At 71.8% G+C, this 12,641-nt stretch carries 13 protein-coding genes; 6 read left to right on the forward strand and 7 right to left on the reverse strand.

Going from position 1 to position 12,641, the window contains the following annotated elements; genetic code table 11:
• Positions 1-37: 37 nt before the first annotated feature.
• The 3 genes from DEJ48_RS27770 (at position 38) to DEJ48_RS27780 (ending at position 3,911) form a co-directional block, all read left to right on the forward strand.
• Positions 38-1,336, forward strand: coding sequence for a multidrug effflux MFS transporter (locus tag DEJ48_RS27770; RefSeq protein ID WP_150218959.1), 1,299 nt, complete (start codon positions 38-40; stop codon positions 1,334-1,336).
• Positions 1,267-2,466, forward strand: coding sequence for a serine hydrolase domain-containing protein (locus tag DEJ48_RS27775; protein WP_150218960.1), 1,200 nt, complete (start codon positions 1,267-1,269; stop codon positions 2,464-2,466). Before DEJ48_RS27770 ends, DEJ48_RS27775 begins: the two co-directional genes overlap by 70 nt.
• A 425-nt stretch (positions 2,467-2,891) precedes the next feature.
• Positions 2,892-3,911: a small ribosomal subunit Rsm22 family protein gene (locus DEJ48_RS27780; protein WP_150218961.1), complete on the forward strand. Its 1,020-nt coding sequence runs from the start codon at positions 2,892-2,894 to the stop codon at positions 3,909-3,911.
• A gap of 1 nt (position 3,912) precedes the next feature.
• Here DEJ48_RS27780 and DEJ48_RS27785 read toward each other — a convergent pair whose 3' ends face one another.
• On the reverse strand, positions 3,913-4,392 hold the full coding sequence (locus DEJ48_RS27785; RefSeq protein ID WP_223832228.1) for a hypothetical protein: 480 nt from the start codon (positions 4,390-4,392) through the stop codon (positions 3,913-3,915).
• 187 nt (positions 4,393-4,579) lie between these two features.
• On the opposite strand from DEJ48_RS27785, the gene DEJ48_RS27790 reads away from it, so the two are divergent.
• The gene (locus DEJ48_RS27790; protein WP_150218963.1) at positions 4,580-6,604 is read left to right on the forward strand and encodes a glycoside hydrolase; all 2,025 of its coding nucleotides are present in this window, start codon (positions 4,580-4,582) and stop codon (positions 6,602-6,604) included.
• On the opposite strand, the gene ddaH is transcribed toward DEJ48_RS27790, so the two are convergent.
• A complete protein-coding gene (gene ddaH / locus DEJ48_RS27795; protein WP_362821980.1) occupies positions 6,601-7,434 on the reverse strand; it encodes a dimethylargininase in 834 nt (277 codons plus the stop codon). The two genes, DEJ48_RS27790 and ddaH, sit on opposite strands and share 4 nt — an antisense overlap.
• 141 nt (positions 7,435-7,575) lie before the next feature.
• A complete protein-coding gene (locus DEJ48_RS27800) occupies positions 7,576-7,758 on the reverse strand; it encodes a DUF6243 family protein (RefSeq protein WP_150218964.1) in 183 nt (60 codons plus the stop codon).
• Between the two features lie 130 nt (positions 7,759-7,888).
• Here DEJ48_RS27800 and DEJ48_RS27805 point away from each other — a divergent pair, with 130 nt between their 5' ends.
• Positions 7,889-8,533 carry a TetR/AcrR family transcriptional regulator gene (locus tag DEJ48_RS27805; RefSeq protein WP_150218965.1) on the forward strand — a complete coding sequence of 215 codons (645 nt, stop codon included), beginning with the start codon at positions 7,889-7,891 and terminating at the stop codon, positions 8,531-8,533.
• Between the two features lie 6 nt (positions 8,534-8,539).
• On the opposite strand, the gene DEJ48_RS27810 is transcribed toward DEJ48_RS27805, so the two are convergent.
• The gene (locus DEJ48_RS27810; RefSeq protein ID WP_150218966.1) at positions 8,540-9,403 is read right to left on the reverse strand and encodes a glycerophosphodiester phosphodiesterase; all 864 of its coding nucleotides are present in this window, start codon (positions 9,401-9,403) and stop codon (positions 8,540-8,542) included.
• 171 nt (positions 9,404-9,574) lie between these two features.
• On the opposite strand from DEJ48_RS27810, the gene DEJ48_RS27815 reads away from it, so the two are divergent.
• On the forward strand, positions 9,575-10,312 hold the full coding sequence (locus DEJ48_RS27815; protein WP_150218967.1) for a bifunctional DNA primase/polymerase: 738 nt from the start codon (positions 9,575-9,577) through the stop codon (positions 10,310-10,312).
• A gap of 7 nt (positions 10,313-10,319) precedes the next feature.
• Here DEJ48_RS27815 and DEJ48_RS27820 read toward each other — a convergent pair whose 3' ends face one another.
• The 3 genes from DEJ48_RS27820 to efeU all read right to left on the reverse strand — a co-directional run bounded on the left by DEJ48_RS27820 (position 10,320) and on the right by efeU (position 12,638).
• Positions 10,320-11,300, reverse strand: a complete 981-nt coding sequence (locus tag DEJ48_RS27820) for a hypothetical protein (protein ID WP_150218968.1) — start codon at positions 11,298-11,300, stop codon at positions 10,320-10,322.
• 70 nt (positions 11,301-11,370) lie between these two features.
• Positions 11,371-11,709: a hypothetical protein gene (locus tag DEJ48_RS27825; RefSeq protein WP_150218969.1), complete on the reverse strand. Its 339-nt coding sequence runs from the start codon at positions 11,707-11,709 to the stop codon at positions 11,371-11,373.
• 77 nt (positions 11,710-11,786) lie between these two features.
• Complete coding sequence (efeU, locus tag DEJ48_RS27830) at positions 11,787-12,638, reverse strand: iron uptake transporter permease EfeU (RefSeq protein WP_150218970.1); 852 nt, start codon at positions 12,636-12,638, stop codon at positions 11,787-11,789.
• Positions 12,639-12,641 lie beyond the last annotated feature (3 nt).

The following is a 12,641-nucleotide window of genomic DNA, read 5'->3' on the forward strand; positions in this document are numbered from 1 at the left end:
GCCGCAGAGGCGAGACGCAGCGACTGGGAGGGGCGCGATGCCTGAGCTCGGGCAGGCCACGGAAGACCATCCGATACCGAAGGCGGCGGAGCCATCCGGTCCCGCCGCCCTTCGCCGTACTGGAGCCCTGGTCACCCTCGTGCTCGGCGGGCTCACCGCCGTCCCCGCGCTCTCCATGGACATGTACCTGCCGGCGCTGCCGGAGGTCACCGACGCCCTGAGCTCCCCGGCCGCGACCGTCCAGCTGACCCTGACGGCCTGTCTCATGGGCATGGCACTCGGCCAGCTCGTCGTCGGCCCCATGAGCGACAAGTGGGGCCGCCGCCGACCGCTCCTCGCCGGCCTGCTCGTCTACGTGATCGCCACCGCGGCCTGCGCCTTCGCGCCCACCGTCGAGCTCCTCATCGGCTTCCGCCTGCTCCAGGGCCTCGCGGGCTCCGCCGGGATCGTCATCGCCCGCGCGATCGTCCGCGACCTGTACGACGGCGTGGCGATGGCCCGCTTCTTCTCCACCCTGATGCTGATCTCCGGCGTCGCCCCCGTCGCCGCGCCCCTCATCGGCGGCCAGGTGCTCCGCTTCACCGACTGGCGCGGCATCTTCGTCGTCCTCACGGTCGTCGGCACCGCCCTGACCCTGCTGGTCTGGCGCCGCCTGCCCGAGACCCTCGCCCCCGAGAAGCGGCACAGCGGCGGCACCGTCGAGGCGCTGCGCACCATGAAGTCGCTCCTCGCCGACCGCGTCTTCGCCGGCTACATGATCGCGGGCGGCTTCGCGTTCGCCGCGCTCTTCGCGTACATCTCCGCCTCGCCCTTCGTGATCCAGGAGATCTACGGCGCGTCCCCGCAGACCTTCAGCCTCCTCTTCGGCGTCAACTCCGTCGGACTGATCGCCGCGGGCCAGATCAACGGCAAGATCCTCGTCGGCCGCACCAGTCTCAACAAGGTCCTCGCCGTCGGCTTCGCCATGATCACGGTTGCCGCGGTGGCGCTGCTGCTCATGACCACCGGCGTCTTCGGCGACGTCGGCCTGGTTCCCGTCGCCGCCGGGCTCTTCGTCCTCATGTCGTCGATGGGCCTCACCCTGCCCAACACCCAGTCCCTCGCACTGAACCGCACCCCGCACGCCGCGGGCTCCGCCTCCGCGCTCCTCGGCACCTCCTCCTTCCTCGTCGGCGCCGTCGCCTCGCCCCTCGTCGGCATCGCGGGCGAGGACACGGCCGTCCCGATGGCCGTGGTCCAACTGGCCTGCGCGGTGGCAGCCATCGCATGCTTCGTAGGACTGTGCCGCCCCTGGCAGCACGAACCCACGGCGCACGCGACGGAGGCGGACCACTGAGCGCACCCAGACTCCTGCGCCCCGGCACCCCGGACCGCGCGGGCCTCGACCCCGACGAGATCGGCCGCCTCGTCGCCGAGGTGACCGACCTGACGCGCGGGCCGCGGCCCTGGTGCGCGGGCGCCGTCGTCCTCGTGGGCCGCGGGCCCGTCATCGCCGCGGAGCAGGCGGCGGGCTGGGCGGTGCGCTACGCCTCGTACGACCCGGTAGCCGACAGCGGCGTCGAGCTGCCGCCCGAATGGCGGGTGCCGATGCGCACGACCACGCCCTTCGACCTGGCCTCCCTCACCAAGCTCTTCACGACCGTCGCCGCCGTGCAGCAGCTGGAGCGGGGCACACTCGGCATCGACGCGCTCGTCGGGGCGTACGTCCCCGAATTCACGGCCGCCGCGCAGCACCGCATCACGGTCCGCCAGCTGCTCACCCACACCTCCGGGCTCCGGCCCGAGCTGCCGCTGTACGACTGCCGGGACGCCGCGGCGCGCCTGGCCGCGCTGCGCGCCGAGGCCCCCGCCACCGAACCCGGCGACTACGTCTACTCCGACCTGAACATGCTGCTCCTCCAGCACATCCTGGAGCGCCTCACCCGCCGCCCGCTGGACGACCTGATCCGCGAGGGCATCACCCGCCCGCTCGGCATGACGGCCACGGGCTTCGGACCGCGCCCCGACGCGGCCGCGACGGAGGACCAGCGCAAGCCCTGGGCCAAGGCCGACCGGGGGATGCTGCGCGGCACCGTCCACGACGAGAACGCGTGGGCGCTCGGCGGCGTCGCGGGACACGCGGGGCTGTTCTCCACGGCTCGCGACCTGGCGGTGCTCTGCCGCACGCTGCTGTGCGGCGGGTCGTACGGCAGGGCGCGCATCCTCGGGCCCGACTTCGTCGAGCTGATGCTCGCGGGGTCCGGCCTCGGCTTCGGCATCGACCAGCCCTGGTTCATGGGCGAGCTCGCGGGGCGGGGGGCGGCGGGCCACACGGGGTTCACGGGGACGTCGCTGGTCCTCGATCCGTCGACGGACACGTTCTTGGTCCTGCTCGCCAACACGGTCCATCCGCGCCGGCGGGCGGCGGACAACGCGCCCCGGGTCGCGGCGGCGACGCGGCTCGCTCGCGCGGCGCGGGGACGGTAGCGCTGCGCTTGCTCGGGGGCGGTGACGCGGCCTCGTCTGCCCGACTGGGCAGCGTCGGCGGGTGCGGGCCGCCGGTGGCTGGTCGCGCAGTTCCCCGCGCCCCTGAGCAGCCCCTGCGGGTCTGTCGCGCAGTTCCCCGCGCCCCTGAGCAGCCCCTGCGGGTCTGTCGCGCAGTTCCCCGCGCCCCTAACCCCGGCGGGGCTGGGTCGCGGGGTTCTTCGCGTCCTTGCGGGGGGCGTTCGTGTGTCTTGGTTGTGCGGGGCCCTGGCGGTGCCGGGGGTGTTTTTAGGGGCGCGGGGAACTGCGCGACCAGCCGGAGCGGGCCCGCAGCCGCCGACGCTGCCCGGCCGGGCAGACGAGCCCGTGTCCAGGGCTCAGGCACAGTGGGGGGCACGTGTCACACCCGCCCCCCGTAGAATCACGGGGTGAACGCCCCCACCCCCCAGGCCACGGCCACCGCGTCCCCGGCCGAGACCCTGCGCGCCGCCCTCGCCGGGCTGCTGGACGGTCTTCCGCCGCGGCAGGCGACCCAGGCCGTCGAGCGGCTGATCGCGAACTATCGGGGGCGGACCCCGACCGACGCGCCGATCCTGCGGGACCGTGCGGATGTCGTGGCGTACGCGGCGTACCGGATGCCCGCGACCTTCGAGGCGGTCCGTGCCGCGCTCGGCGCGCTCGCGGACGCCGCGCCACAAGGGTGGGCGCCCGGGAGTCACGTGGACGTGGGCGGCGGAACCGGCGCGGCGACGTGGGCCGTCGCGGCGACCTGGGCGGGGGAGCGGCCCGTGACGGTCCTCGACTGGGCCGAGCCCGCGCTCGCACTGGGACGGGAACTGGCCGGCGCGGCACCTCAGCTGCGCGACGTCCAGTGGCAGCGCTCCCGTATCGGAGCGGCGCTCGCGATCGAGAGCACTGATCTCGTCACGGTGTCGTACGTGCTGGGAGAGCTCACCGAAGCCGACCGGCGGTCCGTCGTCGACGCCGCCGCCCACGCGGCGGAACAGGCCGTCGTCGTCATCGAGCCCGGCACCCCCGACGGCTACCAGCGCGTCATCGAGGCGCGCGACCGCCTCATCGCCGCCGGCTACCGCGTCGCCGCGCCCTGCCCGCACAGCGCCGCCTGCCCCATCGAGCCCGGCACGGACTGGTGCCACTTCTCCGCCCGCGTCAGCAGGTCGTCCCTGCACCGCCGGGTCAAGGGCGGCTCCCTGGCGTACGAGGACGAGAAGTTCAGCTACGTCGCCGCGGTCCGCTTCGACCCGGAACCCGCGCCCACGCGCATCGTGCGCCGCCCGCAGATCCGCAAGGGCCAGGTCCTCCTCGACCTGTGCGAGGCCGAGGAGGTGCTGCGCAGGGAGACCGTGACCAAGCGCCACGGCCTCCTCTACCGCGCCGCGCGCGACGCGGACTGGGGCGACGCGTGGCCGCCCCCGTCCGCGCAGTGAACTACCTCGGGCCCCAGGTCCCCTGGTTCACCGAGCAGTTCCAGCCCGACCCGCGCAGCGTGAACTTCACGCCGAACGAACGGGTGTTGAGCAGCCGGGTCTTCACCTTGAAGCCGAGCTTCGCCTTGCCGGCGAAGGACTTGTCGTAGACCGAGACGGTCTTCGTCGTGCGGTGGGTGATCTTGCCGCCCGTCGGCGTCGCCGTCCTGAAGCGGACGTTCTTGGTGTTGGTCACCGTGAAGGTGACCTTCTTGATGCTCTTCGTGGTCTTGCTCTTGATGCCGAAGTACAGGCCACCGTTGGTCACGTTCCCGTAGCGGTCGTACGAGAAGCGCTTCGGGTAGACGATGTCGATCGGGCAGCCGTTGACGACCCGCGGCGAGGCCTTGGCGGTCGGTCCGGACGCCGCGGAAGCGGACCCGGCCAGGCCCAGCTGTGCGGCGGTGAGCGCCCCCGCGGTGGCCAGAACTGCGGCGGACATGCGCATGCGGTTCACTGCGCTGATACCTCTTCTTCCCCCTGGGCCCTGGTGGGCCCAACTTTTTGGTTGTGGTGTTGCGTTCGTATTGTTAGCACGAAGTCGGCCAGATGGCTGAACCGCCCCTGTTCACGGCCGGTCCGCCGCTGTTCTTAAAAGGTTCTTAGAGTCGGCGACTACTTACTGGTCCATGCCGAACAAGAGCAGCTCTCCCGGCCACGCCCGCAGGCGGTCGGAGACCCGTTTCCTCGCCCTGTCCATCGCCCTCGCGGTCGCCGCCGCGGGAGCCACCACGTACGCCTTCACCGCCGGGGCGCAGGAGCCGCACGGCCGCGACGTCGAACTCTCCCTCGACGGCGGCACCGCGGTCGTCGACACCGCCACGCTCGCCGTCCGCGCCCGCACCGGCGCGGGGCGCGACCTGACCCTCTCCGACGCCGCGGGCACCGACCTCGGCACGCCGGGCCCCGTGACCCGCACCGGCAAGGACCGGGCACGCTGGAGCTACCCCGCACGCGGCATCGACGTCACCGCGCGCACCGACCACGGCCGCCTCTCCCTCAGCATGAAGGCGCACCGCGACACCAAGGTCAGCTGGCCCGTCACCGGCACCGACGCCACCGCCTCCTCCCTCCAACTGCCCCGCGGCGAAGGCCTGGACATACCCGTCGAGGACGCGTTCTGGACGAAGGGGAAAGGCCAACTCGCGGGCAGTACCGTCGACATGAGCGAAGGGCTGACCCTGCCCCTGTGGGGCTACACCCTCGGCAAACACACCGGCAAGCGGACCGGTGTCAGCTACCTCACGCCCACCGACATCGGCACGGACCTCGGCTTCACCGCCGACGACGGGCGGCTGCGCACCACCGCCGAGCACACCTTCGACCGGGGCGAGGGCACCCGCGACTACACCGTCACGTTCGCCCTGACCGACGGCAACGCGGTCGCGCCCGCCGCCGACTACCGCTCCTACCTCGCCGAGCGCGGCCGCCTCGGCAGCCTGAAGCGGAAGATCGCGAAGAACCCGGCCACGGAGAAGCTCCTCGGCGCCTTCCACGCCTACACCTGGGGCACCGCCCGCAAGGCGGAGGGCGTCGAACGGCTCCGTGAGCTCGGCGTCGACCGGATGTGGCTCGGCTACGACGCGGGCCCCGGCCCCATGGACAAGGCCGCGGTGAGCGCCGCCAAGAAGGCCGGCTACCTCGTCGGACCCTACGACTCCTTCGCCAACGGCCAGGACCCGAAGAGCGCGGACAGCCCCACCTCCGCCTGGCCGGGCACCGTCTACCCCGACTACTGCGTGCGCGACGCGAAGGGCGAGCCCGAGACCGGCTTCGGCGGCCGCGGCTGCTACCTCAGCTCCCAGGCCTTCGAGCAGTCCGAACCGCGCGAGCACCACCTCGCGGACCGCACCCGCTCCATGGTCGCCAACGGCGCCGACAGCTACTTCCTCGACGTGGACGCCACCGGCGAACTCTTCCGTGACCACGCCGAGGGCCACCGCATGACCAAGGCGAAGGACCGCACGAACCGCCTCGCGCGGATGCAGCGCATCGCGGAGCACGGGAAGGGCGGCCTCGTCCTCGGCTCCGAGACCGCCGGAGCCTGGGCCAACCAGGTCCTCGCCTTCGACCACGGCGCGGGCACCCCGGTCGCCGACGGCCTGTGGGCGCTCCAGAAGGACCGCGAGAAGTGGGGCGGCTACTACCCGGAGGACGCGCCCGGCATCTTCTTCAAGCCGGTCGACCTGCCCGCCGACCTCGACAAGGCGATGTACGACCCGCGCTACCGCGTGCCGCTCTACGAGACCGCGCTGCACGGCTCGCTCGTCAACGCCGAGCGCTGGGAGCTCTCGTACGAGAAGCTGCCGGACCAGAAGACCGACCGCGCGTTGACCGCGATGCTCTACAACACCCCGCTCAACTACGTCCTCGACGGCCCCTCCCTGAAGCAGCACGGTGCCGAACTCGCGGCGCTGCAGAAGTACTTCGCGCCGCTGCACAAGGCCGCGGGCACCGAGCCCCTCACCTCCTACCGGCGCCTGACCGCCGACAACACGGTCCAGCGCACGGTGTTCGGCGGGGGCACGCTGACCGTCACGGCCAACTTCGGCACCACGGCGCACGACGGGCTGCCGGGCGGCTGCGTCGACGCCCGCCTCAAGGGTGACGACGAACCGCGCCGGCTCTGCCCGGCCGACCTGCGGAAGAGTTAGCTCCGCAGCTCCTGCGTGCAGCACTTCACGCTGCCGCCGCCCTTGAGCAGTTCGCTCAGATCCATCGGGACGGGTTCGTAGCCCCGCTCGCGCAGCGGCTGGAAGAGACCAGCCGCGGCCTGCGGCAGCAGTACGTGGAGCCCGTCGGAGACGGCGTTGAGCCCGAGCGCCACGGCGTCGGGCTCCTCGGCGATCAGCGCGTCGGGGAAGAGCCGCCGCAGGACCGCGCGGCTGCCGGGCGAGAAGGCGGGCGGGTAGTACATGACGTCGTCCGCCGCGTCGTCCAGGACGGCGAGTGCGGTGTCCAGGTGGTAGTAGCGGGGGTCGACGAGGTCGAGGCCGATGACCGGGCGGCCGAAGCACTCCTGTGCCTCGCCGTGGGAGAGCGGGCTGGCCCGGAAGCCGCGTCCGGCCAGGACGTAGGAGGACGTGACGGCGAAGTCGCCCTCGCCCTCGTTGATGTGGACGGGTTCGTGGATCTCGGTGAAGCCGTGGGCGCGGAACCACTCCAGGTGGGCCACGGCCTCCGGCTCGCGCTCGGCGTAGGCGAAGCGGGCGCCCAGCACGCGGCCCCCGACGACGGTCGCGCCGTTCGCCGCGTAGACCATGTCCGGCAGGCCGGGCCGGGGGGTGAGCTCCTCGACGGTGTGGCCGAGCGAGCGGTAGCGGTCGCGCAGGTCCTCCCACTGGGCGATGGCGAGGGGGACGTCGACCGGTTTGGTGGGGTCCATCCAGGGGTTGATGGAGTAAGTGACCTTGAAGTGTGCCGGTGGGCACATCAGATAGCGCCGGGGTGTGGCGCGCCGAGGAGAGCGAGGATTACGGGACAAAGAAGGCTCCTCACGTACCGCAGGGTCATGTGCTGCCCTTGGTGGGGCAGTTGATGCCCATAGTGCGGTGTGAGGAGCCTTCGCGCTGTGCACCGAACGGGTGGTTGCCGAGATGGTCATCCGCACCACCCGTGCCATGCCTCACGGCCTGCCGTGCGCCTCGCGGCCCTCCCGCAGCCTGCGCAGCAGCTCACGCTTCTGCTGCTGGGGGCTGAGCCCGCCGCCGACACGGTCGCCGCGGCCCGCGCCGCGCAGTGCGCCGCGGGAGAGATTGCTGCGCGTGCCGCCGACGCCCAGCATGTTTCCGGATCCACCTCGGGTCATGTCGTACTCCTTCAGCGTGCGTCGACACCTTTAACGAGACGGAGCGTCTCGCGATATCGACTACTATCAGCGAGACGGAACGTCTTGTCAAGACGGGACGTCTCGGTTCGCCCGCTGCTACATTCGACGCATGGTCCAGAAGACTGCCCCCGACTCCACGCGCCGCAGCGAACGCTCGCGCCGCGCGATCTACGACGCCGCCCTCGCCCTCGTCACCGAGGTCGGCTACGCGAAGCTCACGATCGAGGCCATCGCCGCCCGCGCCGGCGTCGGCAAGCAGACGATCTACCGCTGGTGGACGTCCAAGGGCGCCGTCCTGCTCGACGCCTTCCTCGACCTCGGCGAACAGGCCGCACGCGCCGCGAGCGAGAACGCGGGCCAGGCCGAGCTCCAGACGGAGATCCCCAACTCGGGCGACCTGGAGGCCGACCTCAAGTACGTGATGCGGGCCACCGTCGACGAGTTCAACGACGCCAAGTACGACGCCCCCTACCGCGCGCTCGCCGCCGAGGGGCTGCTCAACCCCGAGCTCGGCGCCGAGTTCGTCGAGAAGCTCCTGGAGCCGCAGCTCCAGCTCTACGTGCGGCGCGTGGAGCAGGCCCGCGACGCCGGGCAGGTCGCCCCCGGCATCGACCCCCGCATCGCCCTGGAACTGTGGGCGAGCCCGCTCGCCCAGCGCTGGATGATGCGCTCGGGGCCGCTCACCCACGCCTACGCCGACACGCTCGTGGAGTACGCCCTCTACGGCATCACTCCGCGCCCCGAGGCACCCTGACCGGGCTCACCGCCGGACCGGCCCGCCGACCCTGACCCGCTTGTACTTCTTGACCGGCGTGCGCGAGAGCAGGCCGGGGGCGTCCGTGATCACGCCGTTGCAGCCGAGCCACAGCACCCGGTCCCGCTGCCTCGGCTTGGTCACCGTGTGCGCCCACACCCGCGGAATGCCCGAGTTGACCGCCCGCAGCAGGTCGCCGTCGCGCGCCTTGTAGTCCACGTCCAGGACGTCCACGAACGCCGCCCACCCCTCCGGGCGGTCGGTGAGCATCTGCCCCCGGGAACGCCACAGCTGGGCCAGCAGCCCCAGCCGGTGGGCGCGCCGCGCGACCGCCGGGTCGTTGGTGTTCACGAACACCGAGCGGGTCAGCCCGCGCGACCGGATGAGCCGGGCGAGCGGATCGAGGCTCTTGGGGTCCTTGGCCTCCAGCATCAGCATGATCTTCCCGCCGAACCGGTCGAGGACCTCCGCGACCGTCGGCGGCCGCTCCGGGCGCCAGTTGCCCGGCAGCGTGGTCCCCGGCCGCAGCCGGACGGCCAGCCAGTCCCAGCGGTCCATGGTGCGGACCGAGCCGGACGCGTACGTGGTGCGGTCCACGGTCTCGTCGTGCATGACCACCAGGGTGCCGTCGCGCAGTATCCGCGTATCGAAGTCGATGACCTGGGCCGTGCCGCGTTCGAAGGCCGCCAGGAGGCCCGACATGCTGTTCTCCGGCACTTCCAGGGCCCCGCCGCGGTGGGCCGTGTAGACGACGCGGGGGAGTGCGTCCACGGTCAGGGGCCCGCCGCCCCACTCGATCGGGGCGAGGAACCCGTGCGGTGCCGTCAGGGTGAGCGCCGTGAGGCCCGTCAGCACAGTCCTAATGACCATGGCGCCCACGGTAGGCCGGTACATCACTCCTTGCACTGAAATAGACCGCTATGTCACCCACAGGCTGGCATCACCCCGGGAGACCCCGGATGTGAGCTCCGGCCCCCCGGGGCGCAGGATGGTGCGACCATGGGGTCATGCTTTCGGCACAACGGCGAGGTGAGGGGCTAGATGGGCGCGGAGTTCGGCAGCCGGTCCGGCGGGCAGGGCAGGATTTCCCAGTGGCTCCGTCGGCGTCCCAAGGACACATCGGCGGATGACCGGGCCCGCGAGGAGCTGCTCCTCGCCGCCGCGGGGGCCGGGCTGCCCCTCGCGCCCGCCGCGTATCCGTCGGGGTACCGATGTTCCTGCGACCGCATCGGCTGCCCCACACCGGCCCGGCACCCCGTCTCCTTCGCCTGGCAGACGCAGTCCACGACCGACCGCGGCCAGATCGAGCGGTGGGCCCGCCACCAGCCCCAGGCCAACTTCATCACCGCGACGGGCATGGTCCACGACGTCCTCGACGTACCGCTGGACGCCGGCCTCGAAGCCCTCGAACGGCTCCTCGCGGCCGGCATCGACGTCGGCCCCGTCGCCGAGTCGGGCGGCAGCAACGGACACGGCAGGCTCCTCTTCTTCACCGCGACCCGCGGCACCCCCGAGGACGAGGACGAGTGGTGGCCCTGCGAGCTGGACAGCCACCCCGAGACGATGGACGAACACCCGGGCCTGCGCTGGCACTGCCGGGGTTCCTACGTCCTGGTGCCGCCCGCCCGGCTCCCCGGTGACCTGGAGGTGCGCTGGCTGCGCGGCCCCGAGCACCCGCTGCCCGACCCGCTGACGCTCCTCGCGACGCTCACCGACGAGTGCGCCCGGGTCGCGGGCGAGCCCCAGGACGACATCGCCGCCTGGCCGTTGCGCGGCTGAGGGGCCGCTAGTCGCCCTTCGCGCCCGTCAACCCCTGGATGCGGCCGAGGAACGCCACATCGCCGCCACCCGTCGGGTCGACGACCACCTGGTTGGAGACCCGCTCCAGCATCAGGGTCTGCCGCACCGTGCCCTTGAGGAGGGCCTTCGCGTCCGCGTCGACCTTCGGGCTCAGGCCCTTGAACGCGGTCTGCTTCTCGTAGTGGTGCGTGGAGAAGAACATCAGCGCGCCGCCGTCCTCGGTGCGCAGGCCCAGCGGCGCGAACGTGCCCTCGTTGCGCGGCTCGTCGACGTACTGCACGGCGAGACCGGCCCGCTTGCTGTTGCGCTCGCGGTACGCCTTCCAGCGCGTCGTGTGATCGCCGGGCGCGAAGCCGTCGCCGCCCGACTTCAGGTACGTCGTGTACTCCTTGCCGAGGTCCGACGGGGCCATCGCGAGGTCCTTCGCGGTCGGCGCCACCGGCACGGCCCAGCCGTCCTCGTCCTTCTTCAGCTCCGGCATCTTCTGCGGCGACACCAGGTTCAGGTAGGTGGCCCGCCACATCTCGTCGGGGCCGCCCTTCGTGAACACCCACAGCCAGCGCAGGTCCGAGCGGCGGTTGGCCTTCGTGTCGGCCATGAACCAGCGCGGCCAGCCGGCCTTCTTCGGGATCGCGTACGTCGCGTCGGAGAGTTCGAGCGGCACGTGCCCCGCGTTGCCGTCCGGGTGCTGCACGCGCCGCGACTTCAGGCCGCCCTGGTTGATGGCGCCGAGGGGCCCGGTGATGCGGGGGGCGTCCAGGGCCGGGTCGTACGCCTTGTCCGCCGCGTTGTACGCCTTGAGGAAGTCCTTGAGGGCGCGCTCCGCCTCCGGCTTGGTGGCCGTGGGAACGATCTCCCGCTCACCGTGCACGGTCACGCATCCGGTCGCCGCGAGCGCGAGTGCCGTCACCGCCGCCGACGCCGTGACGGGCCTGCGCAGCCGTCGTGCCCTGCGAACGTTGCTCATCGGAATTCCCTCACCTACCCCTTCCCGGGCCCGAACCTTATCGGGCCCGGGAAAGGGTGCGTGGTGCGGGTCAGATCTCCTGCAGGAGCTGCGCGTTGACCCAGCCGCGCTTGCTGGTGCGGGGCAGGTCGCCGTAGTACCACTGGGTGTTGCGCTTCACCGTGTAGCAGCGGACGTAGACGTTGTCGAACCACTCGAGGCGCTTGCGCTTGCTGTAGCTCGTGCCGGGGCCCGAGTACGCGGTGGCGCCCACGTTGATGACCATCATGTTGTGGTTCTTGACGTTCTTGGTGCAGGCGCTGCCGCCGACCGCCGAGGCGGTCGGAGCGGTGATCAGCGAGGCGCCGAGCGCCACCGCGGTGACCGCGGTCAGCGTGGCAAGGCTCTTCCCGAACCGGGAGTTACGCATGGAGCTTCCCCGTAGGTCGATCGACTGATGAACGCGCCGATCATAGGCACACGCCTTTGCAACTTGACGAGTCCCGATCAACCCTGTTCCGGAACTGTTGCCCTCTCGGGCGCGGCCTTCCGCGGAGTGGAACGCGTCGGCGCGAAGAAGAACGCCAGCGTCGGGACGAGGTACAGCAGCCACACCACGACCTGCAGCACCGTCGGGTCGGGCTGGAAGTTGAAGACGCCCTTCAGGAGCGTGCCGTACCAACTGTCCGGCGGGATCGTCGCGCTGATGTCGAACGCCTTGTCGCTCAGGCCGCCGACGAACCGCGCCTCCTGGAGGTCGTGCACGCCGTACGCGAGGACGCCCGCGGCCACGACGACCAGCATCGCGCCGGTCCAGGTGAAGAACTTCGCGAGGTTGATGCGGACCGCGCCCCGGTAGAACAGCCAGCCGAGCGCGACCGCGGAGAGCAGCCCGAGGATCACGCCGATCAGCGGGGCGTGCGACCCGTCGCTCGACGCGCGGACCGACGCCCACACGAACAGTGCCGTCTCCAGGCCCTCCCGGCCGACCGCGAGGAACGCCGTCGCCACCAGCGCCGCCGTGCCCATCCGCGGGGCCGCGTCCAGCTTGCCGTGCAGCTCGGCCTTCAAGTGCCGTGCCGTGCGCCGCATCCAGAAGACCATCCACGTCACCAGGCCCACCGCGACGATCGACAGCGAGCCGCCGAGCGCCTCCTGCGCCTCGAACGTCAGCTCCGACGAGCCGAAGGTGAGCGCGCAGCCGAAGCCGAGTGCCAGCGCCACCGCGACGCCGATGCCCGCCCAGATGGGGACGAGCGCGTCCCGCCGCCCGGTCTTCACCAGGTACGCGATGAGGATGCAGACGACCAGGCTGGCCTCAAGGCCCTCGCGCAGGCCGATCAGATAGTTGCCGAACATCGG

Source organism: Streptomyces venezuelae, from assembly GCF_008642315.1.
GTDB classification, from domain to species: domain Bacteria; phylum Actinomycetota; class Actinomycetes; order Streptomycetales; family Streptomycetaceae; genus Streptomyces; species Streptomyces venezuelae_D.

What these genes read in the sequence shown, in the direction of transcription:
- DEJ48_RS27820 (WP_150218968.1), bottom strand. Translation starts at nt 11,300, where the DNA reads ATGAGCAACGTTCGCAGGGCACGACGGCTGCGCAGGCCCGTCACGGCG.
- DEJ48_RS27825 (WP_150218969.1), bottom strand. Translation starts at nt 11,709, where the DNA reads ATGCGTAACTCCCGGTTCGGGAAGAGCCTTGCCACGCTGACCGCGGTC.
- DEJ48_RS27785 (WP_223832228.1), bottom strand. Translation starts at nt 4,392, where the DNA reads ATGTCCGCCGCAGTTCTGGCCACCGCGGGGGCGCTCACCGCCGCACAG.
- DEJ48_RS27815 (WP_150218967.1), top strand. Translation starts at nt 9,575, where the DNA reads ATGGGCGCGGAGTTCGGCAGCCGGTCCGGCGGGCAGGGCAGGATTTCC.
- DEJ48_RS27790 (WP_150218963.1), top strand. Translation starts at nt 4,580, where the DNA reads ATGCCGAACAAGAGCAGCTCTCCCGGCCACGCCCGCAGGCGGTCGGAG.
- DEJ48_RS27805 (WP_150218965.1), top strand. Translation starts at nt 7,889, where the DNA reads ATGGTCCAGAAGACTGCCCCCGACTCCACGCGCCGCAGCGAACGCTCG.
- DEJ48_RS27775 (WP_150218960.1), top strand. Translation starts at nt 1,267, where the DNA reads ATGCTTCGTAGGACTGTGCCGCCCCTGGCAGCACGAACCCACGGCGCA.
- DEJ48_RS27810 (WP_150218966.1), bottom strand. Translation starts at nt 9,403, where the DNA reads ATGGTCATTAGGACTGTGCTGACGGGCCTCACGGCGCTCACCCTGACG.
- DEJ48_RS27800 (WP_150218964.1), bottom strand. Translation starts at nt 7,758, where the DNA reads ATGACCCGAGGTGGATCCGGAAACATGCTGGGCGTCGGCGGCACGCGC.
- DEJ48_RS27770 (WP_150218959.1), top strand. Translation starts at nt 38, where the DNA reads ATGCCTGAGCTCGGGCAGGCCACGGAAGACCATCCGATACCGAAGGCG.
- efeU (WP_150218970.1), bottom strand. Translation starts at nt 12,638, where the DNA reads ATGTTCGGCAACTATCTGATCGGCCTGCGCGAGGGCCTTGAGGCCAGC.